The 25,523-nt window shown below is 72.0% G+C and carries 23 protein-coding genes and 1 pseudogene; 8 read left to right on the forward strand and 16 right to left on the reverse strand.

The genetic code is table 11. The annotated features are described in order from the left end of the window. The 4 genes and pseudogenes from ACQP00_RS42070 to ACQP00_RS42085 all read right to left on the reverse strand — a co-directional run. Positions 1-1,464, reverse strand: coding sequence for a hypothetical protein (locus tag ACQP00_RS42070; protein ID WP_433207794.1), 1,464 nt, complete (start codon positions 1,462-1,464; stop codon positions 1-3). 17 nt (positions 1,465-1,481) lie between these two features. Then, positions 1,482-3,086, reverse strand: a complete 1,605-nt coding sequence (locus ACQP00_RS42075) for an ArnT family glycosyltransferase (protein ID WP_433207797.1) — start codon at positions 3,084-3,086, stop codon at positions 1,482-1,484. Next, on the reverse strand, positions 3,076-4,365 hold the full coding sequence (locus tag ACQP00_RS42080) for a glycosyltransferase (RefSeq protein WP_433207800.1): 1,290 nt from the start codon (positions 4,363-4,365) through the stop codon (positions 3,076-3,078). Before ACQP00_RS42080 ends, ACQP00_RS42075 begins: the two co-directional genes overlap by 11 nt. A gap of 73 nt (positions 4,366-4,438) precedes the next feature. Further along, a pseudogene (locus ACQP00_RS42085) lies at positions 4,439-4,771 on the reverse strand (GtrA family protein); the annotation flags it as partial. 142 nt (positions 4,772-4,913) lie between these two features. Between ACQP00_RS42085 and ACQP00_RS42090 the strand changes: the two are divergent. Genes ACQP00_RS42090 through ACQP00_RS42105 form a run of 4 tightly spaced genes read left to right on the forward strand, consistent with a single transcriptional unit; the run spans position 4,914 to position 9,338 of the window. Further along, on the forward strand, positions 4,914-5,561 hold the full coding sequence (locus tag ACQP00_RS42090) for a response regulator (RefSeq protein WP_433048473.1): 648 nt from the start codon (positions 4,914-4,916) through the stop codon (positions 5,559-5,561). Continuing rightward, complete coding sequence (locus ACQP00_RS42095; RefSeq protein ID WP_433207803.1) at positions 5,558-6,394, forward strand: sensor histidine kinase; 837 nt, start codon at positions 5,558-5,560, stop codon at positions 6,392-6,394. Before ACQP00_RS42090 ends, ACQP00_RS42095 begins: the two co-directional genes overlap by 4 nt. A 34-nt stretch (positions 6,395-6,428) precedes the next feature. Continuing rightward, positions 6,429-8,000: an FAD-dependent oxidoreductase gene (locus ACQP00_RS42100; RefSeq protein WP_433207806.1), complete on the forward strand. Its 1,572-nt coding sequence runs from the start codon at positions 6,429-6,431 to the stop codon at positions 7,998-8,000. Positions 8,001-8,027: 27 nt separating this feature from the next. Beyond that, positions 8,028-9,338 (forward strand): cytochrome P450, encoded by a 1,311-nt coding sequence (locus ACQP00_RS42105; protein ID WP_433207809.1) that lies wholly within the window; start codon positions 8,028-8,030, stop codon positions 9,336-9,338. A gap of 12 nt (positions 9,339-9,350) precedes the next feature. On the opposite strand, the gene ACQP00_RS42110 is transcribed toward ACQP00_RS42105, so the two are convergent. Continuing rightward, entirely contained in the window at positions 9,351-10,031 is a 681-nt protein-coding gene (locus tag ACQP00_RS42110; RefSeq protein ID WP_433207812.1) for a response regulator, read from the reverse strand. After that, positions 10,028-11,128, reverse strand: a complete 1,101-nt coding sequence (locus ACQP00_RS42115) for a sensor histidine kinase (protein WP_433207815.1) — start codon at positions 11,126-11,128, stop codon at positions 10,028-10,030. The genes ACQP00_RS42110 and ACQP00_RS42115 overlap by 4 nt, the downstream gene beginning before the upstream one ends. A gap of 135 nt (positions 11,129-11,263) precedes the next feature. Here ACQP00_RS42115 and ACQP00_RS42120 point away from each other — a divergent pair, with 135 nt between their 5' ends. Continuing rightward, positions 11,264-12,451, forward strand: coding sequence for a hypothetical protein (locus ACQP00_RS42120; protein ID WP_433207818.1), 1,188 nt, complete (start codon positions 11,264-11,266; stop codon positions 12,449-12,451). Positions 12,452-12,491: 40 nt separating this feature from the next. On the opposite strand, the gene ACQP00_RS42125 is transcribed toward ACQP00_RS42120, so the two are convergent. The 9 genes from ACQP00_RS42125 to pgsA all read right to left on the reverse strand — a co-directional run bounded on the left by ACQP00_RS42125 (position 12,492) and on the right by pgsA (position 18,835). Then, the gene (locus ACQP00_RS42125; RefSeq protein WP_433207821.1) at positions 12,492-12,899 is read right to left on the reverse strand and encodes a PIN domain-containing protein; all 408 of its coding nucleotides are present in this window, start codon (positions 12,897-12,899) and stop codon (positions 12,492-12,494) included. Next, positions 12,896-13,165 (reverse strand): hypothetical protein, encoded by a 270-nt coding sequence (locus tag ACQP00_RS42130; protein ID WP_433207824.1) that lies wholly within the window; start codon positions 13,163-13,165, stop codon positions 12,896-12,898. Before ACQP00_RS42130 ends, ACQP00_RS42125 begins: the two co-directional genes overlap by 4 nt. Positions 13,166-13,284: 119 nt before the next feature. Next, the gene (locus ACQP00_RS42135; protein WP_433048485.1) at positions 13,285-14,040 is read right to left on the reverse strand and encodes a YebC/PmpR family DNA-binding transcriptional regulator; all 756 of its coding nucleotides are present in this window, start codon (positions 14,038-14,040) and stop codon (positions 13,285-13,287) included. A 2-nt stretch (positions 14,041-14,042) separates the two neighbouring features. After that, the gene (pdxT, locus tag ACQP00_RS42140) at positions 14,043-14,654 is read right to left on the reverse strand and encodes a pyridoxal 5'-phosphate synthase glutaminase subunit PdxT (RefSeq protein ID WP_433207827.1); all 612 of its coding nucleotides are present in this window, start codon (positions 14,652-14,654) and stop codon (positions 14,043-14,045) included. Positions 14,655-14,661: 7 nt separating this feature from the next. Continuing rightward, a complete protein-coding gene (gene pdxS / locus ACQP00_RS42145; RefSeq protein WP_433224185.1) occupies positions 14,662-15,510 on the reverse strand; it encodes a pyridoxal 5'-phosphate synthase lyase subunit PdxS in 849 nt (282 codons plus the stop codon). A gap of 149 nt (positions 15,511-15,659) precedes the next feature. After that, complete coding sequence (locus tag ACQP00_RS42150; RefSeq protein WP_433048488.1) at positions 15,660-16,139, reverse strand: hypothetical protein; 480 nt, start codon at positions 16,137-16,139, stop codon at positions 15,660-15,662. 10 nt (positions 16,140-16,149) lie between these two features. Further along, complete coding sequence (locus tag ACQP00_RS42155; protein ID WP_433207830.1) at positions 16,150-17,277, reverse strand: glycosyltransferase family 4 protein; 1,128 nt, start codon at positions 17,275-17,277, stop codon at positions 16,150-16,152. 11 nt (positions 17,278-17,288) lie between these two features. Continuing rightward, positions 17,289-18,209 carry a phosphatidylinositol mannoside acyltransferase gene (locus tag ACQP00_RS42160; protein WP_433207833.1) on the reverse strand — a complete coding sequence of 307 codons (921 nt, stop codon included), beginning with the start codon at positions 18,207-18,209 and terminating at the stop codon, positions 17,289-17,291. Further along, a complete protein-coding gene (pgsA, locus tag ACQP00_RS42165; RefSeq protein WP_433207836.1) occupies positions 18,206-18,835 on the reverse strand; it encodes a phosphatidylinositol phosphate synthase in 630 nt (209 codons plus the stop codon). Before pgsA ends, ACQP00_RS42160 begins: the two co-directional genes overlap by 4 nt. 191 nt (positions 18,836-19,026) lie before the next feature. Here pgsA and ACQP00_RS42170 point away from each other — a divergent pair, with 191 nt between their 5' ends. From ACQP00_RS42170 to ACQP00_RS42180, 3 genes are all read left to right on the forward strand, one after another. Beyond that, positions 19,027-21,189: an elongation factor G-like protein EF-G2 gene (locus ACQP00_RS42170; RefSeq protein ID WP_433207839.1), complete on the forward strand. Its 2,163-nt coding sequence runs from the start codon at positions 19,027-19,029 to the stop codon at positions 21,187-21,189. A 39-nt stretch (positions 21,190-21,228) separates the two neighbouring features. After that, positions 21,229-22,257, forward strand: a complete 1,029-nt coding sequence (locus ACQP00_RS42175) for a DUF695 domain-containing protein (protein ID WP_433207842.1) — start codon at positions 21,229-21,231, stop codon at positions 22,255-22,257. A gap of 75 nt (positions 22,258-22,332) precedes the next feature. After that, positions 22,333-23,523 carry a cytochrome P450 gene (locus tag ACQP00_RS42180; protein WP_433224187.1) on the forward strand — a complete coding sequence of 397 codons (1,191 nt, stop codon included), beginning with the start codon at positions 22,333-22,335 and terminating at the stop codon, positions 23,521-23,523. Here ACQP00_RS42180 and ACQP00_RS42185 read toward each other — a convergent pair. Further along, positions 23,475-25,478 carry an acyltransferase family protein gene (locus ACQP00_RS42185; protein ID WP_433207845.1) on the reverse strand — a complete coding sequence of 668 codons (2,004 nt, stop codon included), beginning with the start codon at positions 25,476-25,478 and terminating at the stop codon, positions 23,475-23,477. The two genes, ACQP00_RS42180 and ACQP00_RS42185, sit on opposite strands and share 49 nt — an antisense overlap. Positions 25,479-25,523: the final 45 nt, after the last annotated feature.

Here is a 25,523-nt window from a genome sequence, read left to right on the forward strand (position 1 = left end):
TCAGTTCTCCAGATCCTTGGGGACCACGTACGGCTTGGCGGACGGGATGTCGACCGGGCCGCCGGACTGGTCGACCTTGAAGTTGACCGTCGCCGTCGCGTCGGAGCGCTGGCCGTGCAGCTGGAACACCACGGTGTTCTCGGTGTCACCCGGGATCGTGTACTGCCCGACCGCCCGCGCCGCGCCCTTGGCGTCGACCCGGAAGGCGGCCACCAGCTGCGGCTTGGCGCCCTTGGACGTCTTCACCGTCACGTGCACGGCCTCGTTCGGCGCGAACTGGGTGGCGTAGAAGTTCACCACGGTGCCGGGCAGGCCGCCGTAGGCGTTGGTGCGCGCCTGCGGGGTGAACGGCAGGATGGTGAAGCCGCTGGACACCGCGGCCCGGCTCTGCTCGCCGGTGAAGACCAGCGACTGCGCGCCCTTGAGCTGGAACGGCATCGTGATCCCGGCGCCCTTGAAGGTGCCGGCGTCGTCGGTCGGGATGGCCATCACGGGCTGGCCGCCGGCCGCGTTGAGCCGCACCAGCACCCGCTCGCCCGGCGCGAACCCGGACCCGGAGAAGCTGATCTTCTGGGTCGCCTTCACGGCGTACGGGGCGAGTTTGATCGACGGGTACAGCCGCAGCACCTGGAACGGCGCGCTCGCCGCCGCGCCACTGGTCTTGCCCACGACCACCAGACTGGTCTGCCCGACCGCCGTGACGCCCACTCTGATCGGCGTCTTACCCACCGCGCCACCCTCGTCGGCCTTGAGGGTGAGGTTCGGGTCGCCGTTGATCCGGCCCCAGTACACGTTGAGCTGCTCACCCGGCGAGAAGCCCTTGACCGTCATGTTGATCGTGTCGCCCGGCTTGCCCACGACCGCCGAGAGCGTGGCCTGCCCGGCGCCCTGGGCCACCGACGCGTCCGCCTTGGCCACCTGGTCGCTGCCGCGGGCCTGCGCGGTGACCTCCTGCACGGGCACCGTCATCTTGCTGGGCATCGTGAAGTTGGCCGTGAACACGCCCCACTTGCCGGCCTTGGCCGTGGCCACCTGCTTCGGCTTCGCGTCGGCGGCGCCGCTCGGCGGCTTCTTCTGCCCCGGCGTGGAGGACGGCCCGAGGTACACGTCGACCATCGAGCCCTGGTCGAAGCCGGAGCCCGAGACGGTCACCCCGCCGCCGAGCCGGACCAGGCCCGGGTTCAGCGTGATCATCGGCGTGCCGCCACCCTGCACCATGACCCCGTTCAGGTCGATGGTGGGCGCGGGCGGCGCCTTGGTCTGCACCTCCGTCGGGGCATCCTCGGCGCCGCCGCCGATCCCGGGCGCGGAGATGCCCAGCGCGGGCAGCAGCGAGCGGCCGATCATCACCAGCAGTACCGCGGCCGCACCGGCCAGCAGCAGCCGCTTGCGCGAGATCTTGACTTTGGTGCGCTTCCTTTTCCGGGTGCGGTTCAGCGCCGGCCGGTGTTTCAGCGTCTGCATGTCGACTCCAGCTCCAGCTAGGACGTGTTGCCGATCTTCACGATTGACAGCGAGACGTCGCCCCGGGTGGCCTGCCACACGGTCTCCCCGTGCTGGTCGATCGCCTCGATGATCCAGGTCTCGCCGCCGCGCTGGAGGGCGTCGCGCATCTTGTTCGACATCACGACGTAGTCGACGTTCTCCCAGCTGGAATGGAAGACCTTGTCCCGCACGTCCGGGTCGGACGTGGCCTTGTAGTGCGGATGGGCGTTCTTGTACGGCGGGTTCGTGTCGTGCAGCGCCACCCAGATGTCGTCGTCGATGATCAGGCGGGCGCTCGTCGGGATGTTCTGCTTGATCCAGGCGACCTGCTGCTCCTGCAGGCGGGTCAGCGGCAGCCGGTACGCGTCGCTGAACTCCAGCTCGCCCTTGGTGTTGTACTTGACCATGAACCCGCCCGGCATCACGAGCACCGGCACCAGCAGGCAGGCCACGAGCACCGCCGCCCCGGCCTGGTTGGTGCGCCGGGTGAGCCAGCCGAAGAACATGCCCAGGTTCAGCGCGAACAGCGGCACCATCGGCGCGATGTAGAAGTCGAGCAGCGCGCTGCGGCTCAGGTAGAACGCGTAGCCCAGGGCCATCAGGGCGATGGCGAGCATCGGGGTGCGCAGCCGTTTGTTGCGCCGGCCCGAGATGAGCGCGAGCACGGTCGCGGCGACGCCGCCGATGAGGATGTACCGGTCCTTGAACAGCCAGCTTTCCTGCAGCAGGTAGGTGAACGACAGGCCGGTCGAGCTGTTGGAGTTGCGGTGCAGCTGCCACCAGATGGTGTTGAGCAGCGACACGTGGCCCTGCAGCTGGTTGTTGTCCGGGTTGAACCGGAAGCCCTCCGGGAACAGCTCGTTCTTGATCTGGGCGAAGAGCAGGTACCCGATGACCGGGGACAGCACCGCGAACCACCAGAAGCTGACCCCGAAGCGCCGGTTGTTCTGCTCCTTGATGCTCTTGTGCAGCAGGTACGCGCAGCCGGGCAGCAGGAAGACCGCGTTCTCCTTGGTCACCAGGGCCACGCCGAAGCAGGCGCCGGCGCCCATCGCGGTGACGATCCGCCCGTCCTTGCGGGCCAGCAGGTAGACCCCGAGCAGGATCCAGAACATCATCAGGTTGTCCAGCAGGACCTGACGCTGGTAGTACACCCCGAGCGGGGACAGGTTGAACACCACCGTGGCCAGGACCGCCGCGGGCTTGCTGCCGGTGAAGCGGCGCACGATCTCGAACATCAGGAAGACCGACGCCAGGTGGACGATCAGCATCAGCACCCGGCCGGTGTTGAGGGCGTTGCCGAAGGCGTTGAACCCGCCCGGCAGGATGCCGACCCAGCCGGCCAGGGCCAGCCAGCCCATCGGGGCATGGTCGTAGAAGTAGGTGTACGGGGAGAGCTTGCCCTCCTTCAGCACCGACCAGGCCTGCTCCATGTAGATGCCCTCGTCGGTGAGGTACAGCGGATAGCGGAACATGTTCCAGCCGTGGCTGGCCGCCCCGATGAGCACGCACACGGCGATGAGCAGCTTCGGAGCCTTCCCGACCGGCTTCGCGGTGCCGGCCGGCGGCTTCTTCGGCCGGGTGAGGACGTCAGCCGACATTGGTCAGCTCCGGTTCCTGGGTGCGGTGGGCGCCGACGTGGGCCGTCTTCTCCCAGTTGGTGGCGCCCTTGAGCTGGCGGTAGAGGGCCCGGGCGGCGGCGTAGGACAGGACCATCTGGTACGGGAACCAGGTGATCGCCATCTTCACGACGATCCCGGGCCGCGCCTTGAGCCCGTGCGCGCCGGTGAACTCGTACAGCCCGACGACGCTCATCACGAAGTGCGCCCCGAGCAGCAGCACCGGCAGCCAGGACACCATCGCGACCGGCACCGGCACGCTGAGCACGAACGCGCTGAGCAGCGCGACCGGCAGGTAGAACCCGAGCATCGCCTGGACGTGCGGGAAGGCGAGCGTGTACCAGGCCAGGAACCGCTGCCGCCGGTTGGGCATCAGCTTCCAGGTGCCCTTGCCCAGCGTCTGCATGAACCCCTGGCACCAGCGGGTGCGCTGCTTGATGAAGCTCTGCAGCGTCGGCGGAGTCTCCTCCTTGGTCACGTAGCGGTCGTCGTAGACCACCCGGACCTTCTCCCCCATGCTCGACACCCGCAGCCCGATGTCCGCGTCCTCGGTCAGGTTGGTCTCGTCCCAGCCGCCGAGGCGCTCGATGATCTCCTTCTTGAAGAAGACCGTGTTGCCGCCGAGCGTGATCGCGCCGTTCTTGGCGTGGTAGTGCAGGCGGCTGCGGAACCAGAAGAAGTACTCCAGGACGTTGAACGTCGAGTACCAGTTGGACTCGAAGTTCATCAGCTGCACGCCCGCCTGCACCACGGCGACGTCGTCGGTGAGCATGATCGTGTTGACGATGTCGAACAGCTCCGGCTGGACCTCGTCCTCGGCGTCGAAGATGGCCACGACGTTGCTGGTGGCGTAGCGCAGGGCGGTGTTGAGCCCGTGCGGCTTGTTGATCGGGCCGTCGTCGAACACGACCACGTCGACGTTGGTCCGCCCGGCCGCCCGCAGCGCGTTGATCTGGGCCCGGGCCTGCTCGATGGTGCCCACGTCGTCGGCCGAGCAGACGACGAGGATCTGGACCAGGTGGGGCGGGTAGTCAGCGGACGCGGCGCGGGCGATGGTGTGCTGGATGACCTCCTCCTCGTGCCGGGCGGGGAGGATGGCGGTGAAGGAGAGTTCCGGCGTAGCACGTTGATCGGGCACCCGGGCCTTGGCGTCCGCCTCGGGCTGGTCCCACGTGTAGATCATGAGATACAGGGCGTGGGCCGCCTGTACCGTCAGCACCAGCGAGATCAGGGTGAGGACGGCCAACACCAGCTGCTCCATCGGTGCGTTCACTCCAAATCCACTTCGAGCTGACGGCGAAGTTGACCCCGAACCCGGCCGTGATGCCGACCAGGTTGGCGGGGAGGTAGTGCAGGCCGAGTCCGACCAGCAGCTGGACGACGATGACGTTGACCGGCAGGGCGGCCAGCCCGGCCAGGCTGTAGGACGCGAAGCGCGACAGCGACAGCCGGCGACCGTGCGGCGCCGCGCGGCCTCGGAAGGTCCACAGTTCGTGCAGGATGTAGTTGGACACCAGGGCGAGCTCGACCGCGGCCACGGTCGCGGGCAGCAGGGCGAGCCCGAGCACCCCGTGCAGGACGAGCAGGGCGGCGTTGTTCACCACGACACCGCTGACTCCCACCAGGGAGAACCGGCTCAGCCGGTGCAATGAGGGCGTCACGTTCACAACCGTGCCGACGCGCAGGGGTCCCGGGCATCACGCCGCGGTCGCTTACCGGCGCCCACCTTCGGCCTCCCCCATTCGGCGTAGATCATTTGAGTCCGCCGCCCGGGGTATTCGCGGCATTTGCGGGGTATGGCACGCGACGATGAGTATCAGGGTCTTGATCGCGGACGACCACGCGATGGTCCGTGAAGGGCTGCGCAGCTTCCTCGCGCTCAGCGGCGACCTCGAGCCGGTCGGCGCCGCGGCCGACGGCAAGCAGGCTGTCGCACTGACGCACGAGCTACGGCCGGACATCGTCCTGATGGACCTGCTGATGCCGGTCCTCGACGGGATCAGCGCCATCGCGGTGATCCGCCGGGAGCTGCCCAGCGTCGAGGTGGTGGCGCTGAGCGGGTACCTCGAACCGCAGCTGATCGCCGACGCGCTGCACGCGGGGGCGGTGGGGTATCTGCTGAAGGACACCGACGCGGAGGAACTGCACCGGGCCGTGCGCGCCGCGGCCGCCGGCCAGGTGCAGCTCTCCCCGGCGGTGGCGGCCCGGCTCGTGCGCGACGTGCACGTGCCGAGCACCCCGCCGCAGCTGACCCGGCGCGAGGAGGAGGTGCTCACGCTGCTGGCCCGCGGCCGCGCCAACGGCCAGATCGCCCGGGAGCTGCACATCGCGCCGCAGACGGTCAAGACGCACGTGAGCAACATCCTGCAGAAGCTCAACGCGGAGAGCCGGACCCAGGCCGCGCTCTACGCGATGCGGGTCGGGCTGGTCCCGGTGCACGCGGCGGCGCCGTCATGACGTCGGTGGTGCTGCTGGACGCGCGCGGGGCGGTGGTCTCCGGCCCCGACGGGTTCGTGGACCGCGCGGTCGCGCGGCGGGCGATGGCGACCGGGCGCACCATGCGGGCCCGGCGGGTCACCTACCTGCCGGTGGCGGGCGGGCTGCTGGCCGCCACCGGGCGGCGGCGCTCGCCGCGGCCGGCGGCGCTGGAGCCCTACGTGCCGCTCGCCGAGCTGCTGCTGACCGCGGCGGGCGAACCGGCCCGGCTGGCGCGGGACCTGCACGACTCGGTGGTGCAGACGCTGTACGGGATCAGTCTCGGCGCGGGCACGGCGGCCGAGCTGCTGCACGGCAACCCCGACCACGCCGAGGCCTCGCTCGCCTGGATCAAGGAGACGGCCGCGCTCGGCCTGACCGACCTGCGCGGCATCATCCTGCGGCTGCGGCCCGAGACCCTGGCCGGGGCCGGACCGGCCACCGCGCTCAAGAGCGTGTTCGAGACGCTGCACAACGCGCCCGGGCGGGCCGGCTGGGGCCTCGAGCTCGACGCCGACCCGGTGGTCAGCCCGCCGGTCGAGGAGGCGCTGTACCGCATCGCCCTGGAGGCCCTCGCCAACGCCGCCCGGCACGCCGAGGCCTCGCAGGTCACCGTACGGCTGGCCGGCGACGACAGCCACGTCGTCCTCGAGGTCTCCGACGACGGCGTGGGCTTCACCCCGGGGCTGCCCTTTCCGGGTCGGCTCGGGCTGCGCTCGATGCGCGAGCGGGCCGAGCTGCTCGGCGGCACGCTCGACATCCGCAGCGCGCCGGGCGCCGGGACGGTGGTGCGGGCCGCCCTCCCGGCCGGGTGACCTGGCCGCGGGGAATCCGGGCGACGGTTGACGCATGCGCGTTGTCGTCGACCTCACGAAGTGCCAGGGGTACGCCCAGTGCGCCTTCCTGGCGCCGTCGGCGTTCCAGATCAGCGGCGAGGAGGCCCTGCTCTACGACCCGGAGCCGGGCGAGGAGCAGCACGAGCGGGTCCGGCGCGCGGCCGCCGCCTGCCCGGTGCAGGCCATCCAGCTCGACCGGCTCGCCAACAGCCTGCCCGCCGGCTCCTACGCCGAGGGCTCGGCGGGCCGGATCGTCATCGTCGGCGCCTCGCTGGCCGGGCTGCGGGCCGCCGAGGCGCTGCGCGAGCAGGGGTTCTCGGGCTCGCTGACGCTGATCGACGGCGAACCGTACGGCCCGTACGACCGCCCCCCGCTGTCCAAGGCGGCGCTCGGCGGCCGGATCCGCCCCGACGCGACCGGCCTGCCCCGCGGCGGGCACCTCGACGCCCAGTGGCGCCTCGGCGTCCAGGCGCTCGCCCTCGACCTGCACGGCCGCCGGGTGCAGCTCAGCGACGGCTCCGACGTGCCGTTCGACCGCCTGCTCATCGCCACCGGGGTGCACGCCCGCCCGTGGCCGGACCCGGGCGAGGCCGCCCTGGAGGGTATGCACGTCCTGCGCACCCGCGACGACGCGATCGGGCTGCAGGAGGCCCTGATGCCGGCCGACGGCTCGCGCCCGGGCCGGGTGCTGGTGGTCGGGGCCGGGTTCACCGGCTCCGAGGTGGCCTCCACGTGCCGCGCGCTCGGGCTGGACGTGACGGTGGCCGAGGCCGGCAGCACGCCCCTGCAGGGTGCGCTCGGCAACGCCATCGGCGCGGTCGCGGCCGACATCCAGCGCGAGCACGGCGTCGACCTGCGCTGCGGCGTGACCGTGACGCGGATCGAAGGCGATCATCGGGTCCGGCGGGCGGTCTTCTCCGACGGCGACTCGATCGAGGTCGACCTCGTCGTGGCCGCGCTCGGCGGGGTGCGCAACGTGGACTGGCTGGAGGGCTCCGGTCTGGCCGTCGGCCCGTGGGGGGTGGCCTGCGACGCGGGCTGCCGCGCCTTCGACGTCAACGGGGTGGTGACCGACGACATCTTTGTGGCCGGAGATGTGGCCCGCTCGCCCAACGCGATGTTCGGCTACCAGTTCCTGGCCCTGGAGCACTGGGCGAACGCGGTCGCGCAGGCCGAGGTGGCCGCGCACAACATGGTCAGCGACGAGGCCGACCGGTGGCCGCACCTGCACATGCCGCAGTTCTGGTCCACCCAGTTCGGCAACAACATCAAGTCCGTGGGGGTACCTACCTTCGCCGACGAGGTCGTGATCACCCAGGGCTCGGTGGCCGAGCGGCGGTTCGCGGCGGCGTACGGGTACAAGGGCAGGCTGACCGCCGCGGTGACCTTCAACCACGCCAAGTGGCTGCCGTTCTACCAGCGGCTCATCGAGCAGGCGGCGCCGTTCCCGCCCGACTTCGACCGGGTCGACCGCCCCGACGACGCCCTGCCGGTGCCCGCCGGGGTGCCCGACAGCGCCTTACTGGCCCGCGACGCCACGGTGGTCGTGACCGGCCACCGCCCGACCATGGTGCGCAGCACCTGAGTCCGACCTGATCCCAGGAGTACCCCTATGACGACCGCGGTCGGCTCCGTCTTCGGCGCCGTGCTGGACCCCGTGAACCGCCACGACCCGTACCCGCTGCTGACCTCGCTGCGCCGCACGCCCGTCTCGCAGACGCCGGACGGCACCTACGTGGTGAGCACCTTCGACGCGATCACCGCGCTGCTGCACGATCCGCGGCTCAGCTCGGCCGACATCGAGGAGCTCTCGGAGATCTCGTCGTCCGGCGCCACGTCCGACCTCGTCGGGTTGCCGCCGAGCTTCCTGCGGCTCGACCCGCCGGCCCACGACCGCATGCGCCGCCTGGCCACCCGGCCGTTCGGCCCGCCGCACACCCCGCACCGCGTCGCCGACCTCGAACCGGCCCTGCGCGAGCTGGCCCAGTCGCTGGTGTCCGACCTGCCGAAGTCCACTGTGGACATCGTGGACCAGTTCGCGTACCCGCTGCCGGTCCGTGTCATCTGCGCGCTGCTCGGGGTGCCGCTGGCCGACGAGCCCAAGTTCCGCGCCTGGATCGACGAGGCCCTGGTCGCCGTCGAGCCGGACCGGGCGGCGCTGGCGGATCTGGCCCGGTACATCGGCGAGCTCGTCGACCGCCACCTCGGCCCGCCCGACGACGGCGGCCACATCGCCGACCGCGGCGCCACCGACCCCAGCGAGAGCCTCATCACCCGCCCCGCCCCCGGTCACGGGCTCCCGGGCGCGGCGGCCGAGGAGAGCGTGCTGGCCGGTGTCGGCGGCGACCTGCTCACCGCCCTGGCCACCGACGACGGCCCCGACGGCCGGATGAACCGCGCGGAGCTGGTGAGCACCGCGATGCTGCTGCTCATCGCCGGCCACGAGACCACGGTGAACCTCATCGCGAACAGCTCGCTGGTCCTGCTGCGCCAGCCGCTGTGGCTGGAGCGCCTGCTCGACGAGCCGGGCATCGTGGTGCCGTTCATCGAGGAGGTGCTGCGCTACGACCCGCCGGTGCAGATGCTGACGTGGCGCAAGGCCCTGGCCGACATCCCGGTCGCCGGCACCACGATCCCCAAGGGCGCGAACATCACCCTGGTCCTGGCGGCGGGCAACCGCGATCCCGAGCAGTTCCCGGACCCGGACCGCTTCGACCCCGACCGCGTCCCGGCCCAGCACCTCGGCTTCGGCGACGGCATCCACTACTGCTTCGGCGCGCCGCTGGCCCGCCTGGAGGCGCAGGTCGCGATCACCGCCCTCGCGCCGGTCCTCGCCCGGGCCCGTCTTCTGGAAGACCCGCCGGTGTACCGCCTGAGCGCCGTCCTCCGCGGCCCGCGCCACCTGCGCGTGGCCCTCGACTGAGATTCGCCCCGTCTAGCTCGAGCCGGCGCGGATCAGGCCGGACTCGTACGCGTACACGACGGCCTGAACGCGATCGCGCAGGTTCAGCTTCTGCAGCACCCGGGCCACGTGCGTCTTGACCGTCGCCTCGCCCAGCACGAGCGCGGCGGCGATCTCGGCGTTGGACCGCCCCCGGGCCATCAGCCGCAGCACGTCCGTCTCGCGGGCGGTCAGCTCGCCCAGCTCGGGCGGCGGCTGCGGCCCGGGCCCGCCCGCGAAGGCGGCGATCACCCGCGTGGTCACCGCCGGGTCGAGCAGCGCCTCGCCGCTCGCCACGACCCGGATCGCGGTGATCAGGTGCTCCGGCGAGGAGACCTTGAGCAGGAACCCGCTGGCCCCGGCCCGCAGCGCGTTGTACAGGTTCTCGTCGGTGTCGAACGTGGTGAGCACCACGATCCGCGGCGGCTCCGGCTGCTTGAGCAGCGCCCGGGTCGCGGCCAGCCCGTCCTGCCGCGGCATGGCGATGTCCATCAGCACCACGTCGGGCCGCAGCCGCCGCGCGAGGCTCACCGCCTCGGCCCCATCCCCGGCCTCGCCCACCACCGCCATGTCGGGCTCGGTCTCGATCACCATCCGCAGCCCGGCCCGCACCATCTTCTGGTCGTCGGCGACCACGACCTTGATCGCCCGCCCGCCGGCGTCGCCCCCTCTCATGCCGGCGTCGGCAGTCGCGCGTGCACGCGAAACCCGCCTTCACGTTGCGGCCCGGCCTCCAGCTCCCCGCCGAACAGCATGGCCCGCTCCCGCATCCCGATCAGCCCCTGCCCGGTGCCCTGCAGCCTGGCCGTGGCCCGTCCGCCGGCGTCGCTCACGGTGAGGTGGAGCCCGTCGCCCGCGTACCGCACCGCGACCGTCACACTGGTCGGCCCCGCGTGCTTGAGCACGTTGGTGAGGGCCTCCTGCACGATCCTGTACGCCGACAGATCCGCCGCCGGCGCCAGCGCCACCGACGCCCCTTCCCGGGTCAGCCGCACGTCGAGCCCGGCTTCCCGCATCTGGGCCAGCAGCTCGTCGAGCCGCTCCAGCCCCACCGGCGGATCGGCCGCCCCTTCGCCGCGCAGCAGCCCGAGGGTGCGCCGCAGCTCCCCCACCGCGTCCCGCCCCGAGGACTCGATGCTGCGCAGCAGGTCCGCGTCGACGTCGAGGCCGGCGTCGAGGCGTCGCCGTACGACACCGGCTTGAATCACCATGACGGTGACACTGTGCGCGACCATGTCGTGCAGCTCCCGCGCGATCCGCACGCGCTCCTCCATCACGGCTTCCCGGGCCCGCTGCTCCCGGATCGCGGCCCGGGCACTGGCGGCGTCGGCGCTCCGCCGCTGCTGCACGGCGAGCGCCACCCCGAGCCCCCACGGCGCCAGCGGGAAGAAGAACGACCCCATCGGATCGGCCGGATCAACGCTCCAGTACGTCACCCCGACCCCGACGACGAGCGCCAGCCCGACCCACTTCCGGCGCCCGTCGAGGTGCCGCCCCGCCGTGAACGCGAAAATCATCATGGCGGCGAGCTGCCACAGCCGGTACGAGACGATCCCAGCCTGGTCTTCGGCGTAGAAGGCCCCATTGGCATGGATGCAACTCGCGGCCAGCCCGATGAGCGGCACCCGCCGCCGCAGCCCGACCAGCACCGCGAAGACGGCGAGCGCGAACGGCCACCACCCGCCGGGCATCCGCACGACGCTCTCTTCGACGAGCGCGAACGCGACGAACCCCGCCGTCACCACCAGATCGAGCCGCCGTCCTCCGCGCATAGGGCAGACGCTACGACCGCCGGGTGGTCCCGCGGACCAGTCCGCCGGATGACCGACTCTCCACCTGCAGGCGGACGCTTTTCCGTGCGCCGGTTCCTACCGTTCGCGGTCTCAAATCTCGCTTTGGAGGACCGCATGCGGCTTCTGCTGATACTGGCCCCGCTCTGCCTGCTGCTCGCCACGGCCGTCGACCCGGCCCTGGGCGACGCGCAGGGCTACGGGGTGTACCGACAGCATCCCGAGGCCCTGCAGTGGCACGCGGTGCTGCTGCACACGGCCTGGGCCCTGTTCGTCCCCGGCCTGCTGGCCCTGCTGGCCCCGATCCGCACCCGGGGCGTGTTCCTGGCCCGGATCGCCTGGGTGGCGGCGGTCCTGGGCCTGACCACGTTCGCCGCCCTGATGGCCGCCGACCTGTGGATCCTGGCCCTGGAACAGACCGTCCCGGACGACGCGGTCCGCCGAGCGGATGAGGCCTTCCAGGCGCTCTCCTGGGCCCAGTGGGGCTGGCAGGTCCCGGGCCTGCTGGGCTGGGCCGTGGCCCTGGTGCTGACCCCCGTGGCCGCGGCGTACGCCCGGGTCATCACCTGGTGGACGGCGGCCGCGGCCCTGCTGGGCACGGCCTTGTACTTCCTGTTCGCCATCTCGCCCCTGCCCCTGTCCCTGCTGGGCCCGGCGGTGATGCTGGCCGCGTATTCGGTGGCCGCCTTCCGCCTGACCCCGACCCCGGACCCGTTCACGGAGCGCGCGTCCCGGGTCTGCATGATCGCGGCCCCGCTGCTGTTCGCCGCGGGCCTGGCCACGGTCCCCGGCTTCTCCCCGGGCCTGGACGGCTCCCTGGCCCACCCGGCCCAGGCCCAGGCGAGCGCCCTGCTGCTGCACTTGGCGTGGGTCGCCTTCATCCCGGTGGCACTCCACCTCGCCCCGGGCTGGCTCGGCACCCTGACCGCCCTGGCCATGATCAACTTCTCGTCCCTGATGGTCGGCGACTACACCACCATCGCGGCGGCAACGTCCCTGGACCGCGCCACGGCGGAACGCGTCGACGCCGCGATCGGCGAGTACGCGCCGTTCACCTTCGGCTGGGTCCTGCCGGGCATGGTTCTGACGCTGCTGGGGTTGGTCGCCGTGACCGTCATGGCCGCGGTCCGCCGCCGCGCCAGGTGGTGGACCCCGGCCCTGATGGCCGCGGGCGTGGCCGCGTTCCTGGTGCTGGGCGTCGGTCCGCTGAGTTTGCTGAGCCCGGCCCTGTTCCTGGCCGCCCTGGCCCCACTGACCCGCCCACGGCCCGAACCGGCCTTGGAACCGGCACCCGCGACAGCCTGACAAAGTGGCGCCCCGTCGCCGCGGGGCGCCACGCTCTTCACTATGCGACGCCGGCGCTGAGACGACGCTGTCGAAGTTCGGGCACGTACCGCGCGACCGTCTCGAAGTCGTGGTCCTCATGCAGCACTTCGAGCCTCAGGATGATCGCCGTCGCCGCCACGAGCTGATCGACGAGCGACACCCCGCGAAACACGCCATTCCCGACGAGTTCGTGACGGATGCCGCCCATCACGTTCCACACGCGGTCGGGAACCGTGGTCACGATGTAAGTGTCGTGGAACTCGGCTTCCGTCTCCGCGTGTCTCCTGTCGTCGGCCACGTGCATGGCTTCGGCGAGGACGGGCTCGCAGAGCATGATGAGGCCACGCCGCGCGACCTCTCGCCAGACCGGGTCGGCCTGATGACGGTGGATCCGGATCAGTGCGCTGGTGTCGACCAGATACTTCACTCGTCGACCTCGTCGATTGCGGAGAAGTCGAAGACGCCCTCGTCGGCCAGGTCCTGCAGCCGGTCGAAGGCCCTGCCTCTTCGTTCCCGCCAGTCCTCGACGAAGTGGCGCAGAGCCGCGTCGAGCTTTTCCTTCGGCAGGTAGCCGCGCACGGCGGCGCTCAGGGCTTCTTCCGGCGTGGCGCCATTGAGATGCCGTTGAGCTTCTTCCAGGAGTTCCTGGTCCAGCTCGGTTTCGATCGCCACCTCGGCGATGGTTTCGGTCATGTGGTCACCTCCCTCGCCCCGATCATAGGAGCCATCTGGCCATAGGGCCACCTTGGCTCAGACAAGCAAAAGGCGCCCCGGCCCGAAGGCGGGGGCGCCAGTTGCAGAGCAGCGCGGTATCAGGCCTCGACCAGGGCCATGACCTCGTCCGAGACGTCGAAGTTGGCGTACACGTTCTGCACGTCGTCGCAGTCCTCCAGGGCGTCGATCACCTTGAAGACCTTGCGGGCGCCTTCCTCGTCGAGGGGCACGGTGACGCTCGGGACGAACGAGGACTCGGCGCTCTCGTAGTCGATGCCCGCGTCCTGCAGGGCCGTGCGCACCGGGACCAGGTCGCTCGCCTCGGAGATGATCTCGAAGGCCTCGCCCAGGTCGTTGACCTCCTCGGCGCCGGCGTCGAGCACGGCCATGAGCAGGTCGTCCTCGGTCAGTTCGCCGGCCTTGGGGACGATCACGACACCCTTGCGGGTGAACATGTACGAGACGCTGCCCGCGTCGGCCAGGTTGCCGCCGTTGCGGGTCAGGGCCACGCGGACCTCCGTGGAGGCGCGGTTGCGGTTGTCCGTCAGGCACTCGATGAGGATGGCGACGCCGTTGGGGCCGTAGCCCTCGTACATGGCGGTCTGCCAGTCGGCGCCGCCGCCGATGAGGCCGCTGCCGCGCTTGACGGCGTTGTTGATGTTGTCGTTGGGGACCGAGTTCTTCTTGGCCTTCTGGATGGCGTCGAAGAGGGTCGGGTTGCCGGCCGGGTCACCGCCGCCCGTGCGGGCGGCCACCTCGACGTTCTTGATCAGGCGGGCGAAGAGCTTCCCACGCTTGGCGTCGATGACCGCCTTCTTGTGCTTGGTGGTCGCCCATTTTGAGTGCCCCGACATGCCTAACCCTCCGTCGTCTGACCCGCCTCACGGACCATCTCCACGAAGTACCGATGGACGCGTAGGTCGCCGGTGAGCTCGGGGTGGAAGGACGTCGCGAGCAGGTGCTCCTGCCGAACCGCGACAATCCTACCGGCGGCGGGGCCATCATTCACGCGGCCCAGTACCTCGACGGCGTCGGAAACCTCTTCGACCCACGGCGCGCGGATGAAGACCGCGTGAAAAGCGCCCCCGTCGATGCCCGAAATGTCCACACTGCCCTCGAACGAATCGACCTGGCGGCCGAAGGCGTTGCGGCGGACGGTCATGTCGATGCCACCGAACGGGACCTGATCGGCGCGGCCGTCCAGGATCGTCGAGGCGAGCATGATCATTCCGGCGCAGGAGCCGTACACCGGAAGCCCACCGGCGATCCGCTTGCGCAACGGCTCCAGAAGGCCGAACTCGACCGCCAGCTTGCTCATGGTGGTCGACTCGCCGCCGGGGATGATCAGGCCGTCGAGATCGTCCAGCTCTTCGGGGCGGCGCACGGGGCGGCCGATCGCGTCGAGATCGGCCACCGCGTGCAGGTGTTCACGGGTATCGCCCTGCAGGGCGAGCACACCGATGATCAAGAGGGGGTCACCAGCCCCGCTCGGCGAGGCGGTGCGGCTGGGCGATCTCGTCGACGTTGATGCCGACCATCGCCTCGCCCAGGCCGCGGGAGACCTTGGCCAGCACGTCGGGGTCGTCGTGGAACGTGGTCGCCTTGACGATCGCGGCCGCGCGCTGCTGCGGGTTGCCGGACTTGAAGATGCCCGAGCCGACGAAGACGCCCTCGGCGCCGAGCTGCATCATCATCGCGGCGTCGGCGGGCGTGGCGATGCCGCCGGCGGTGAACAGCACCACGGGGAGCTTGCCGGTCTCGGCGATCTCCTTGACCAGCTCGTACGGCGCCTGGAGCTCCTTGGCCGCCACGAACAGCTCGTCCTCGGGCAGCGACGTCAGCCGGCGGATCTCGCCGCGGATCTTGCGCATGTGGGTGGTGGCGTTGGAGACGTCGCCGGTGCCGGCCTCGCCCTTTGAGCGGATCATCGCCGCGCCCTCGTTGATGCGCCGCAGCGCCTCGCCGAGGTTGGTGGCGCCGCACACGAACGGCACCGTGAACGCCCACTTGTCGATGTGGTTGGCATAGTCGGCCGGGGTGAGCACCTCGGACTCGTCGACGTAGTCGACGCCGAGCGCCTGGAGGACCTGGGCCTCGACGAAGTGCCCGATGCGCGCCTTCGCCATGACCGGGATCGAGACCGCGTTGATGATCCCGTCGATCATGTCGGGGTCGCTCATGCGGGACACGCCGCCCTGGGCGCGGATGTCGGCGGGGACCCGCTCGAGCGCCATCACGGCGACGGCGCCGGCGTCCTCCGCGATCTTGGCCTGCTCGGGCGTGACGACGTCCATGATGACGCCGCCCTTGAGCATCTCGGCCATGCCGCGCTTGACGCGGGCGGTGCCGGTGACCGGCGAACTGGGTGAGGACACGGCGACGCACTCCTTACAGGGAAGCTGGATTCACCCGCAAGTTTACGCTCCCGCCATCCCCCAGCCCGACGGCCAATGAGAACCCGGCGGCCCACAAATCAGCTCAACGAGGGGTCGTCGACGTCGAAATACGCTGGTACCGGATGTTTCCTGGCCAGGCGGAACACCCGCACCAGCCCGCGCCGCCGTACCCCCAGCGCGTCCCGGACACAGTCGTTGTGCACCTGCCGGGCCAGCGCCACCCGGCGGCTGACCTGCACCAACGTGTCCACGACCTCGGCCGGCGGGGAGGCCGCCCCGCCGAAACCGTTGCGCAGGTGCCGGGTCAGGTCGTTCTCGGCCACCTCGCGATCGTCCGGCTGGGCGTCCAGGGCGATCTTGGCCGCGTACATGAGGGTGGGCAGCTGCGCCGCCTCCGCCAGGGCCACCGCGGCGGCCGCGCGCCGGACGAGGTGGGCGTCGAGCGTGGCGTACGCCGCCGCCGCCCGCGCGTGCAGCCGGTCGACCCGGGCCGCGAGCCACGTCAGGTAGGTGGCCACCGCGACCACAAGGGCCACAACCGCGATCACCCACCACATGCGCCGCAGCCTACGGGACGGATTCCTGCACGGTCGCTCCGGCAACCTCGATGGCGGTGGAGTACACCTCGAGCACCCGCTCGGCGACCACCGGCCAGTCGTAGGCGGCCACCACCTCGGACCCGCGGGCGGCCAGCGCGGCCCGCCGGGCCGGATCGTCGAGCAGCTCCGCGGCCGTGCGGGCCAGGGCGGCCGCGTCGCCGACCGGGAACAGCGCCCCGGCCGCACCGCCGTCGAGCACCCGGCGGAACGCGTCGAGCTCGCTGGCGAGGACCGGGGTGCCGGCCGCCATCGCCTCGGTGAGGATCATGCCGAACGACTCGCCGCCGGTGTTGGGCGCCACGTAGAGGTCGACGCTGCGCAGCATCCGCGCCTTGTCCTCCTCCGACACCTTCCCCAGGAAGATCACCCGGTCGGCGAAGGCGAAGCCGTCGAGCACGTCAGCTGGGTCACCCGGTCCGGCCACGAGCAGGCGCAGGCCGGGACGGGAGGCGGCCAGTTCCCCGAACGCGGTCAGCAGATACTTGAAGCCCTTGCGCGGCTCGGTGAACCGCCCGATGAAGCCCAGCGCACCACCGGGCCCGGGCCATCCGGGCAAGGGCACGGCGCCACGGTACTTCGAAGCCTGCACCCCGTTCGGAATCTCCCACGCGCTGCCACCCAGGTGCTCCACCTGGACCTTGCGCGCCAGCTCGCTGACCGCGATCCGCCCGGTAATCTTCTCCAGCACCAGCTGCAGCACCCCCTGCGCGGCCGCGAGGGCGCGCGAGCGGGTCATCGCGGTGTGGAACGTGGCCACCACTGGGCCGCGCGCGGAGAGCACGGCGAGCATCGACAGCGACGGGATGAGCGGCTCGTGCACGTGCAGCACGTCGAAGCGCCCCGCGGCCAGCCAGCGCCGGACCCGGGTCGCGGAGATCAGCCCGAAGGAGACGCGGGCGACCGAGCCGTTGTACGGCACCGGCACCGTGCGCCCGGCCGGCACGACGTACGGCAGGGTCATGCCCTCCTCGTCGCCGGGCGCCAGGACGCTGACGTGATGGCCGAGCGCGATGAGCGTCTCGGCGAGGTCGCGCACGTGGTTCTGCACCCCGCCGGGCACGTCGAACGAGTACGGGCAGACGATCCCGATGCGCAACGCCCCTCCCCTCAGGCCACGGTGCTGACGGCCGGCTCGTCGAGCCAGAACCGCTGGAGCATGTGCCAGTCCTCCGGGTGCCGCGCGATGCCCTCGGCGAAGGAGTCGGCGACCCGCTGGGTGACGATCCGCACCCGGGCGTCGAGCGGTCCCTCGTCCGCGCCCGGCATCGGGATCGGGCCGTCCAGATATCCGGCCGCCGCATCCGGATCGAACCACATGTGCGCCACGTACAGCGGCGCCCCGGTCCGCAGCGCGAGCAGCGCCGGCCCGGCGGGCATGCGGGTGCGCCCGCCGAAGAACTCCACGTCGACCCCGCGCGGGGTGAGGTCGCGGTCGGCGAGCAGCGGCACCACGGCGGCGTCGTCGCGCAGCCGCTCCTCGAGCACGTCGAACGTCGGGCGTGGACCGCCGGTCAGCGGCAGGATCTCCATGCCGAGCGAGCGGCGGAAGGCGAGGAACTTCTGGTACACACTCTCGGGCTTGAGTCTTTCGGCCACGGTCGTGATCGGCCATCCCTTGGCCGCGACCCACGCCCCGGCCGCGTCCCAGTTGCCCGCGTGCGGCAGGGCGACCACGGAGCCGATGCCCGCCGCGTGGTTCTGCCCGAGCAGCTCGCCGCGCTCCAGCCGGAAGCCGCTGAGGATCTGCTCCTTGGTGCGGGCGGGCAGCCGGAACGCCTCGAGGTAGTAGCGCGAATAGGACCGCAGGGCCCGCAGCATCAGCCGCTCGAACTCGTCCTCCGGCATGTCGGGTCCGACCACCCGTCGCAGGTTCCTGGCCAGCGTGGCGGTCCCTCTACCCGGTTTTCCGCGACGGTACCCCCGGTGCCCCGACGACGCCGCCGCCGCGAACAGCGGCCAGGTCACCCCGCGCGGCAGCCGCGGCAGAAGGTTGAACGCGGCGCCGTAGCCCAGCTCGACGACGTTCACCGGGCGTCGACCCGCTCGGGCGCGTACGCCTGGCGGTACACGGTGCCGATGCGCTGGCCGATGGTCACGATCGACAGCGCGCCCAGCACCCACATCACGATCTCGAGGCCGTACGGCACGTGGAACGTCCACAGCAGGCCGCCGATGCCGATGCCGACGAGGCGTTCGGCCCGCTCGATGATGCCCACGTTGCAGTTGAACCCGAGCCCCTCGGCGCGGGCCTTGACGTACGACACGACCTGGCCGGTGAGCAGGCACAGCAGCGCGGCCGCGACGACCCGCGGCTGGTGCTGGGTGGCGTACCAGAAGGCGACCGCCCCGAAGATCGCCCCGTCGGCGATGCGGTCCATCGAGGAGTCCAGCAACGCGCCGAACTTGTTGGTGATCCCGCGCTGGCGGGCCATCGAGCCGTCGATCATGTCCGTGAAGCAGCTCACGGTGATGATAACGAGCGCGGTGAACAGGTGGCCGCGCGTGGCCCACCCGAGGGCGCCGACGAGCACGCCGAGGGTGCCGACCACCGTCACGGCGTTCGGGGTGACCCCGAGACGCAGCAGTGCGGCGGCGACGGGGTCCAGGACGCGGGCCAGTCCGGCCCGGCTGACTACGCTGAGGATCTTCGCCATGGCGCTCTCACGATAACCGGGGCGGAGCTTGCCCGATACCGGCACGTGGGACACGCCACGATGCTTGAGTGAAGCGGGGCGTTCGGGGCCGTACGGCCCTTGTGTCGGAGATGTTTCGGGTGTGGGATCGGTGAACAGGTTGTGACTGTGAGACTGCTCACAGATGTCGCGAGACTTTCGGGAGGCGCGTGATGGCGCAGAAGGTCCAGGAGAAGGGTGTCACCGGCACGGCGCCGGTGGTTGATGATCCCGGCAGGGTACGCAACGTGGTGGTCGTCGGCCACTCCGGCGCGGGGAAGACGACGCTGGTCGAGGCGCTGCTGGCGGCGACCGGCACGATCCCCCGGGCGGGCGTGGTGACCGAGGGCACCACGGTCACCGATCACGATCCGGCGGCCCAGAAGCAGCAGCGCTCGGTCACGCTGTCCTGCGCGCCGCTGCTGCACGACGGCGTGAAGGTCAACCTGCTCGACACGCCGGGCTACGCGGACTTCGTCGGCGAGCTGCGCGCCGGGCTGCGCGCCGCCGACGCCGCCCTGTTCGTCGTCTCCGCGGTCGACGGCATGGACGCGGCCACCGCGGCGCTGTGGGAGGAGTGCGCCCACGTCGGCATGCCCCGGGCCGTGGCCGTCACCCGCCTGGATCACCAGCGGGCGGACTTCGACGAGGCCCTGCAGATGTGCCAGGAGGTCTTCGGCGACAACGTGCTGCCGTTGTACCTGCCGATGCTCGGCGACGACGGCCAGAGCACCGAGGGCCTCATCGGGCTGATCACCCAGCGCGTCTTCGACTACTCGGCCGGCTACCCGCCCCAGGTGCGCGAGCCCGACGCCGAACACCTGCCCGCCATCGAGGAGTCCCGCAACACGCTGCTCGAGGGGATCATCGCCGAGAGCGAGGACGAGTCGCTCATGGAGCGCTACCTCGGCGGCGAGACCATCGAGACCCGGGTCATCATCGACGACCTCGAGAAGGCGGTCGCCCGCGGCACGTTCTACCCGGTCGTGCCGGTCTGCGCGGAGACCCGCGTCGGCCTCGACGCGCTGCTCGAGGTGCTGGTCAGCGGCTTCCCGTCGCCCCTGGAGCACGACGTGCCGCCGGTCACCGACGTCGACGGCGAGCCCCGCGAGCCGCTCACCTGCGACCCCGAGGGCCCGCTGGTGGCCGAGGTCGTCAAGACCACGATCGACGCGTACGTCGGGCGCGTCTCCCTGGTCCGCGTCTTCTCCGGCACGCTGCGCCCGGAGACCCCGGTGCACATCTCCGGGCACGGGATGGCCGAGCGCGGCCACCCCGACCACGACGCCGACGAGCGCTTCGCCCACCTGTTCTCGCCGCTCGGGGCCAACCTGCGCGAGGTGCCGTACGCCGTGGCCGGCGACCTGGTCGCGGTGACGAAGTCGGGCACCGCCGAGACCGGCGACACGATCTCGTCCAAGGAGCAGCCGCTGCTCATGGCCCCGTGGGAGATGCCGGAGCCGCTGCTGCCGATCGCGATCGTGGCCCGCACCCGCTCCGACGAGGACTCCCTGGCCAAGAACCTGAGCCGGCTGGTCGCCGGGGACCCGACGCTGCGGCTGGAGCGCAACGCCGAGACGCACCAGCTGGTGCTGTGGTGCATGGGCGAGGCGCACGCCGACGTGGTCCTCGACCGGCTGCGGGCCGGCGGCACGGAGCTGGACACCGAGCCGGTGAAGGTGGCCCTGCGCGAGACGTTCGCCGCGGAGAGCTCCGGGCACGGGCGGCACGTGAAGCAGTCGGGCGGGCACGGGCAGTACGCGGTCTGCGACATCAAGGTCGAGCCGCTGCCCCGCGGCTCCGGCTTCGAGTTCGTCGACAAGGTCGTCGGCGGGGCCGTGCCGCACAACTACATCCCCTCGGTCGAGAAGGGCGTGCGCTCCCAGATGGAGCGGGGCATGGTCGCCGGTTACCCGGTCGTCGACGTGCGCGTCACCCTCTTCGACGGCAAGGCGCACTCGGTGGACTCCTCCGACGCCGCGTTCCAGACGGCCGGCGCGCTCGCCCTGCGCGAGGCGGCCGAGCAGGGCCAGACCACGCTGCTGGAGCCGATCGACGAGGTGACGATCCGGGTGCCCGACGAGTTCGTCGGCGCGGTGATGAGCGACCTGTCCGGCCGGCGCGGCCGGGTGCTGGGCAACGAGCCGGACCCTGAGGGCCACGAGCGCACCCTGGTGCGGGCCGAGGTGCCGGCGACCGAGCTGGTCCGCTACGCGGTCGAGCTGCGCGCGATGACCTCGGGCGCGGGCACGTTCAGCCGGGCCTTCTCCCGCCACGACCCGATGCCCTCGCACCTGGCCGACGCGGTCAAGAAGGAGCACGCGGCCACGCGCTGAGCCGTGGGACACCACGCCTCACGGCTAGAGTGAGGCGTGGTGTTCGGGCGCTCGAAGCGCAAGGCCGGCGACAACGCGGCGATCGTGGACTTCTGGACCTGGTGGCCGACCGTGCGGGCCGACGTCGAGGCGGCCATCTCCTCCGGCGAGTGGGCGACGCTCAGCGAGCAGTTCTCCCGCCGGGTCGAGGACATCCACCCGGGCCTGGAGTGGGAGTTCTACCGCGGCACCGTCGCCCGGCACTCCCTCGTGGTCTCCGCGGCCGGCGTGGCCGAGCTGCGGCCGGTCGTGGCCCGCTGGGGCGCCCTCGCCCCGCCGCCCGACGCGACCTGGGAGTTCCACACCGCCCGCCAGCCCGACCCGGAGGTGCTCGGCGGCTCCATCGGCATCGGCGAGGGCGTGCAGCTCGACCTGGCCCAGCTGCGCTTCGCGTTCACCCGCGACGAGTCCTCCCCCGAGATCGCGGTCATCGCCTACCACCCCGGCTTCCGGATGCTCGGCGAGGACGCCCGCCGCAGCGTCACCTTCCTGGCCCTGGACTGGCTGCTGGGCGAGGACGGCGTCGAGGAGTGGATCGGCGAGATCGCCTGGGTGACCGAACCGCCCGAGGGGGCCGCGGAGCCGGCCGAGCTGGGGGCGGCGGTGGAGGCGCTGCGTGAGGAGTACCGGACGCCGCAGTGGATCCTCTTGCACGGCGAGGGTGCCGGCGGCCCGATCATCGCCACCGTCCAGCGGCCGCTGCGCCCGGTGCGCTGGCCGCGCTTCGACACGCACGTCGCCATCACGCTGCCCTACCGCGAGCAGAACCCGGCCGGTCTGCCCGAGGCCGAGTCGCTGGCGGCGCTGCGCGAGTTCGAGGACACCGCGCTGAGCACGGCGGCGGGCGCCGACGGGGTGCTGCTGGCCCACGAGACCAGCGGCGGCGCGCGCATCCTGCACTACTACGTGGACGCCGACTCCCCCGCCGCCGACGACCTCGCCGAGGCGGCCGGCTGGTGGAAGGACGGCCGCGCCCGCGTGGAGCGGCACTTCGACCCGGCGTTCGAACGCATTCGCCACTTTCGTTAGTTGGCTATGGTTGGCCGCGTGGCGGAAATCGTGCAGAACGACGAAATCGACCGGCTGCTCGGCGAGCTCACCACCATGACGGGGCGCGAGGACCCGTACCCGCGCTACTCCCGGCTCCGCGAGATCTCCCCGATCGTGCGGGCCGCCGACGGCGCGCTCGTGGTCACCGGATACGCCGACTGCCAGACCCTGGTCCGCGACGGCCGCTTCGCGCACATGCCGGCGGACATGCTGGCCTTCGTCGGCTTCCCCGACTGGCGTGAGCACCCGGCGCTGCTGCAGCTGTGGACGAGCATGCTGACCCTGAACCCGCCGGACCACACCCGGCTGCGGCGGCTGGTCGGCTCGGCGTTCACCGCCCGCCGCGTCGCCGCCCTGCAGCCCGCGATCGAGCGCATGGTCGGCGACCTCCTCGACGACCTCGCCGCCGCGCCCGAGGCCGACTTCGTGAGCGGGTTCGCGTTCCCGCTGCCGGTCGCGGTCATCGGCGAGCTGCTCGGCGTGCCCGCCGCGGACCGCCCGCAGTTCCAGACCCTGGTGCGCGACTGGACCCAGGTGCTGGAAATGATCACGCCGGACATCCTGGCGACCGCCGACCCGGCCGCGGCGGCGATCCGCGACTACCTCGGCGGCCTGCTCGACGAGCGCCGCAAGGAGCCCGCCGACGACCTGCTGACCGCCCTCACCCAGGCGCAGACGGCCGACGACCGGCTCACCGACGAGGAGGTGCTCTCCAACGCCGCCCTGCTCTTCGCGGCCGGCTTCGAGACCACCACCAACCTGCTCGCCAACGGCCTCGTAGCGCTGCTCGAACAGCCCGGCCGGCTGGCCCGCGTGGCCGAGGCGCCCGATGCGGCGGTCGAGGAGCTGCTGCGGTACGACAGCCCGGTCCAGATCGCCAGCCGGATCGCCGCCGACGACGTCGAGCTCGCGGGGTTGCCGATCGAGGCGGGCGAGCGCGTGGTGGCGTACCTCGGCGCCGGCAACCGCGACCCGCAGCGCTTCGACGCCCCGGACGAGCTGCGGCTGGACCGGGAGAACAACGCGCCGCTGTCCTTCGGCGGCGGCATCCACTACTGCCTCGGCGCCCCGCTGGCCCGGCTCGAGGCGCGGATCGCCCTGCCGGCCCTGGCCGCCCGGTTCCCGGAGATCGCGCTGGCCGGCCGGCCCGAGCGCCGCGACAGCCTGACCCTGCGCGGCTTCACCGGAATGCCGGTTCAGCTCGGCAGGGAGGCCGCCAGCAACGGGGCCAGCAGCCTGACGTAGGTCGAGGTGACGTGGCTGCCGTCGCGGTAGACGAGGGTGTCGCCGACGATCGCCGGGCACACGGTCGCGGTGCAGAACCAGTCGGCCGGGTCAAGCACCGTGACGCCCCGCTCCCGGGCCGCGTCCTGGATCGCGGCCCGGCGGCTCGGGTACAACGCGGCCTCGGCCTTCAGCGCGCAGCGCCCCACCGCTCCGGGGTGCGCGGCGACGCAGTCGGGCACGTCGACGCCCCGCGGGTCCGGGGTGTCCTGCAGCACGACGGGGCGGGCGCCGAGCGCGGCGATCCGCTCCGCCGTCCTCATGAGCGCGGCGGCCCACGTCGCGTCGGCCGGCGGCTCCGTGTAGGTGCGCGTCGAGAGCAGCACGAGGGCCGGACGGAGCGTTTCGATCGCGTCGAGGGCGTCCTCGCGCCAGGTCTTGCACTCACGGTACGGGCGACGCGTCCCCAGCTTCGTGGTCGTCGCCTCGGCCGGCGTGCACCCGCTCTTGGCCAGCACCGCGAGGCGCCAGTGCCGCTGCTTCGCCACCCGGTCGACCGCCTCGAACCACTGCTCGGTGTGCGAGTCCCCGAACAGCACCACGGTGGTGGCCGCGCCCGGCTCGCCGTGCCGGTCGCACCCCAGCCGCAGGGCCTTCGCGGTCGAGGTGTCGTCGAGCGAGGCGAGGCAGCCGCGGTCCCCGGCCGGGGTGTCGCGGGCGGCCTGGGTGACCGGCGGGGTGAGGTTCGCGGGCATCGCGGTGCGCCCCGCCGCCGCCTCGATCAGCGCCTTGAGCGCGGCCTCGGGGTGGGCGGGGGCGGCGACGACGGCCGCGGCGGTGTTGCCGGCCGTGCCAGTTCCCGCCACGTGTACCGGCAGCCCGACCAGGATCGTCGCCGCCCCGACGGTCAGCGCGGTCGCCGCGGCCCCCAGCTGCAGCCCGCGCTCGCGGAACCGGAGCCCGAACCGGATCGGGTTCTCCACCAGGTGCAGCGACAGCCAGGCCGGGACCAGCGCACCGAACGCCGCCGCGAGCCGCAGCCACGGGTTCTCGGTGACGTGCCCGGTGAAGACCAGCGCGGGCCAGTGCCACAGGTACCACCCGTACGACAGCCGCCCGATCCGGCGCAGGAACGCCACCCCGAGCCACCGGCTCCGTCCGGCCACGACCAGGGCGGCGCCCGCCACCGGCAGGAGCGCGGCCGGGCCCATCTCGTCGTCGTACCAGACGGCGGCCGTCCCGATCAGCGCCAGCCCGGCCCAGGTCACGTGCTTGAGCCGCGGCGCGAGCAGGGCGACCAGGCCGCCGACGGCGAGCTCCCAGGCGCGGGCCTGCAGGCCGAAGTACGCCCACGGCTGCGCGGCGGTCGTCTGCCACGCGCACACCGCGAGGCTCACCGCCGCCAGGCCGCCCAGCGCGAGCAGCGCGCGCCGCCGGGTCGCGCCGGCCAGCACCAGCAGCACGGGCCAGACGAGATAGAACTGCTCCTCGACGGCCAGGGACCAGAAGTGCTGCAGCGGCGAGGGTTCGCGGGTGGCGTCGAGGTAGTCGGTGCCCTGCGCGGCCAGGCGGACGTTGATGCCGTACACGGCGGCGGTGATCGCGTCCAGGCTGACCGCCCGCGCGGCGATCGGCGAGAACCAGGCCCACGCGGCGGCGACGGTGGCCAGGGCGGCGAGCGCGGCGGCGGGCAGCAGCCGGAGCATGCGGCGGCCGTAGAAGGCGGCGAAGCGGATCCGGCCGGTGCGGCGGCGCTCCTCGAACAGGTGCCGGGTGATCAGGAAGCCGGAGATCACGAAGAAGACGTCGACGCCGACGTACCCGCCGGCCAGCCCCGGCACGCCCGCATGCCCGAGCACGACGAGCAGCACCGCGACCGCCCGCAGGCCTTCGATGTCGGGCCGGAACTTCTCCTCCGGCTTTTTTGCTCTTGTACGGGCAGCCGGGCGCGGCCGCGGCCGGGTGTCGACGGTCACCGGCTGCCGCCCGGTCGCCTACGCACCGCGACACGGTAGCGAATT

Source organism: Dactylosporangium sp. CS-047395, from assembly GCF_050942185.1.
Lineage (GTDB): Bacteria > Actinomycetota > Actinomycetes > Mycobacteriales > Micromonosporaceae > Dactylosporangium.

What these genes read in the sequence shown, in the direction of transcription:
- ACQP00_RS42070 (WP_433207794.1), bottom strand. Translation starts at nt 1,464, where the DNA reads ATGCAGACGCTGAAACACCGGCCGGCGCTGAACCGCACCCGGAAAAGG.
- ACQP00_RS42100 (WP_433207806.1), top strand. Translation starts at nt 6,429, where the DNA reads ATGCGCGTTGTCGTCGACCTCACGAAGTGCCAGGGGTACGCCCAGTGC.
- ACQP00_RS42090 (WP_433048473.1), top strand. Translation starts at nt 4,914, where the DNA reads ATGAGTATCAGGGTCTTGATCGCGGACGACCACGCGATGGTCCGTGAA.
- pdxS (WP_433224185.1), bottom strand. Translation starts at nt 15,510, where the DNA reads ATGGCCGAGATGCTCAAGGGCGGCGTCATCATGGACGTCGTCACGCCC.
- ACQP00_RS42150 (WP_433048488.1), bottom strand. Translation starts at nt 16,139, where the DNA reads ATGTGGTGGGTGATCGCGGTTGTGGCCCTTGTGGTCGCGGTGGCCACC.
- ACQP00_RS42080 (WP_433207800.1), bottom strand. Translation starts at nt 4,365, where the DNA reads ATGGAGCAGCTGGTGTTGGCCGTCCTCACCCTGATCTCGCTGGTGCTG.
- ACQP00_RS42170 (WP_433207839.1), top strand. Translation starts at nt 19,027, where the DNA reads ATGGCGCAGAAGGTCCAGGAGAAGGGTGTCACCGGCACGGCGCCGGTG.
- pgsA (WP_433207836.1), bottom strand. Translation starts at nt 18,835, where the DNA reads ATGGCGAAGATCCTCAGCGTAGTCAGCCGGGCCGGACTGGCCCGCGTC.
- ACQP00_RS42115 (WP_433207815.1), bottom strand. Translation starts at nt 11,128, where the DNA reads ATGCGCGGAGGACGGCGGCTCGATCTGGTGGTGACGGCGGGGTTCGTC.
- ACQP00_RS42110 (WP_433207812.1), bottom strand. Translation starts at nt 10,031, where the DNA reads ATGAGAGGGGGCGACGCCGGCGGGCGGGCGATCAAGGTCGTGGTCGCC.
- ACQP00_RS42105 (WP_433207809.1), top strand. Translation starts at nt 8,028, where the DNA reads ATGACGACCGCGGTCGGCTCCGTCTTCGGCGCCGTGCTGGACCCCGTG.
- ACQP00_RS42120 (WP_433207818.1), top strand. Translation starts at nt 11,264, where the DNA reads ATGCGGCTTCTGCTGATACTGGCCCCGCTCTGCCTGCTGCTCGCCACG.
- ACQP00_RS42130 (WP_433207824.1), bottom strand. Translation starts at nt 13,165, where the DNA reads ATGACCGAAACCATCGCCGAGGTGGCGATCGAAACCGAGCTGGACCAG.
- ACQP00_RS42095 (WP_433207803.1), top strand. Translation starts at nt 5,558, where the DNA reads ATGACGTCGGTGGTGCTGCTGGACGCGCGCGGGGCGGTGGTCTCCGGC.
- ACQP00_RS42075 (WP_433207797.1), bottom strand. Translation starts at nt 3,086, where the DNA reads ATGTCGGCTGACGTCCTCACCCGGCCGAAGAAGCCGCCGGCCGGCACC.
- ACQP00_RS42180 (WP_433224187.1), top strand. Translation starts at nt 22,333, where the DNA reads ATGACGGGGCGCGAGGACCCGTACCCGCGCTACTCCCGGCTCCGCGAG.
- ACQP00_RS42135 (WP_433048485.1), bottom strand. Translation starts at nt 14,040, where the DNA reads ATGTCGGGGCACTCAAAATGGGCGACCACCAAGCACAAGAAGGCGGTC.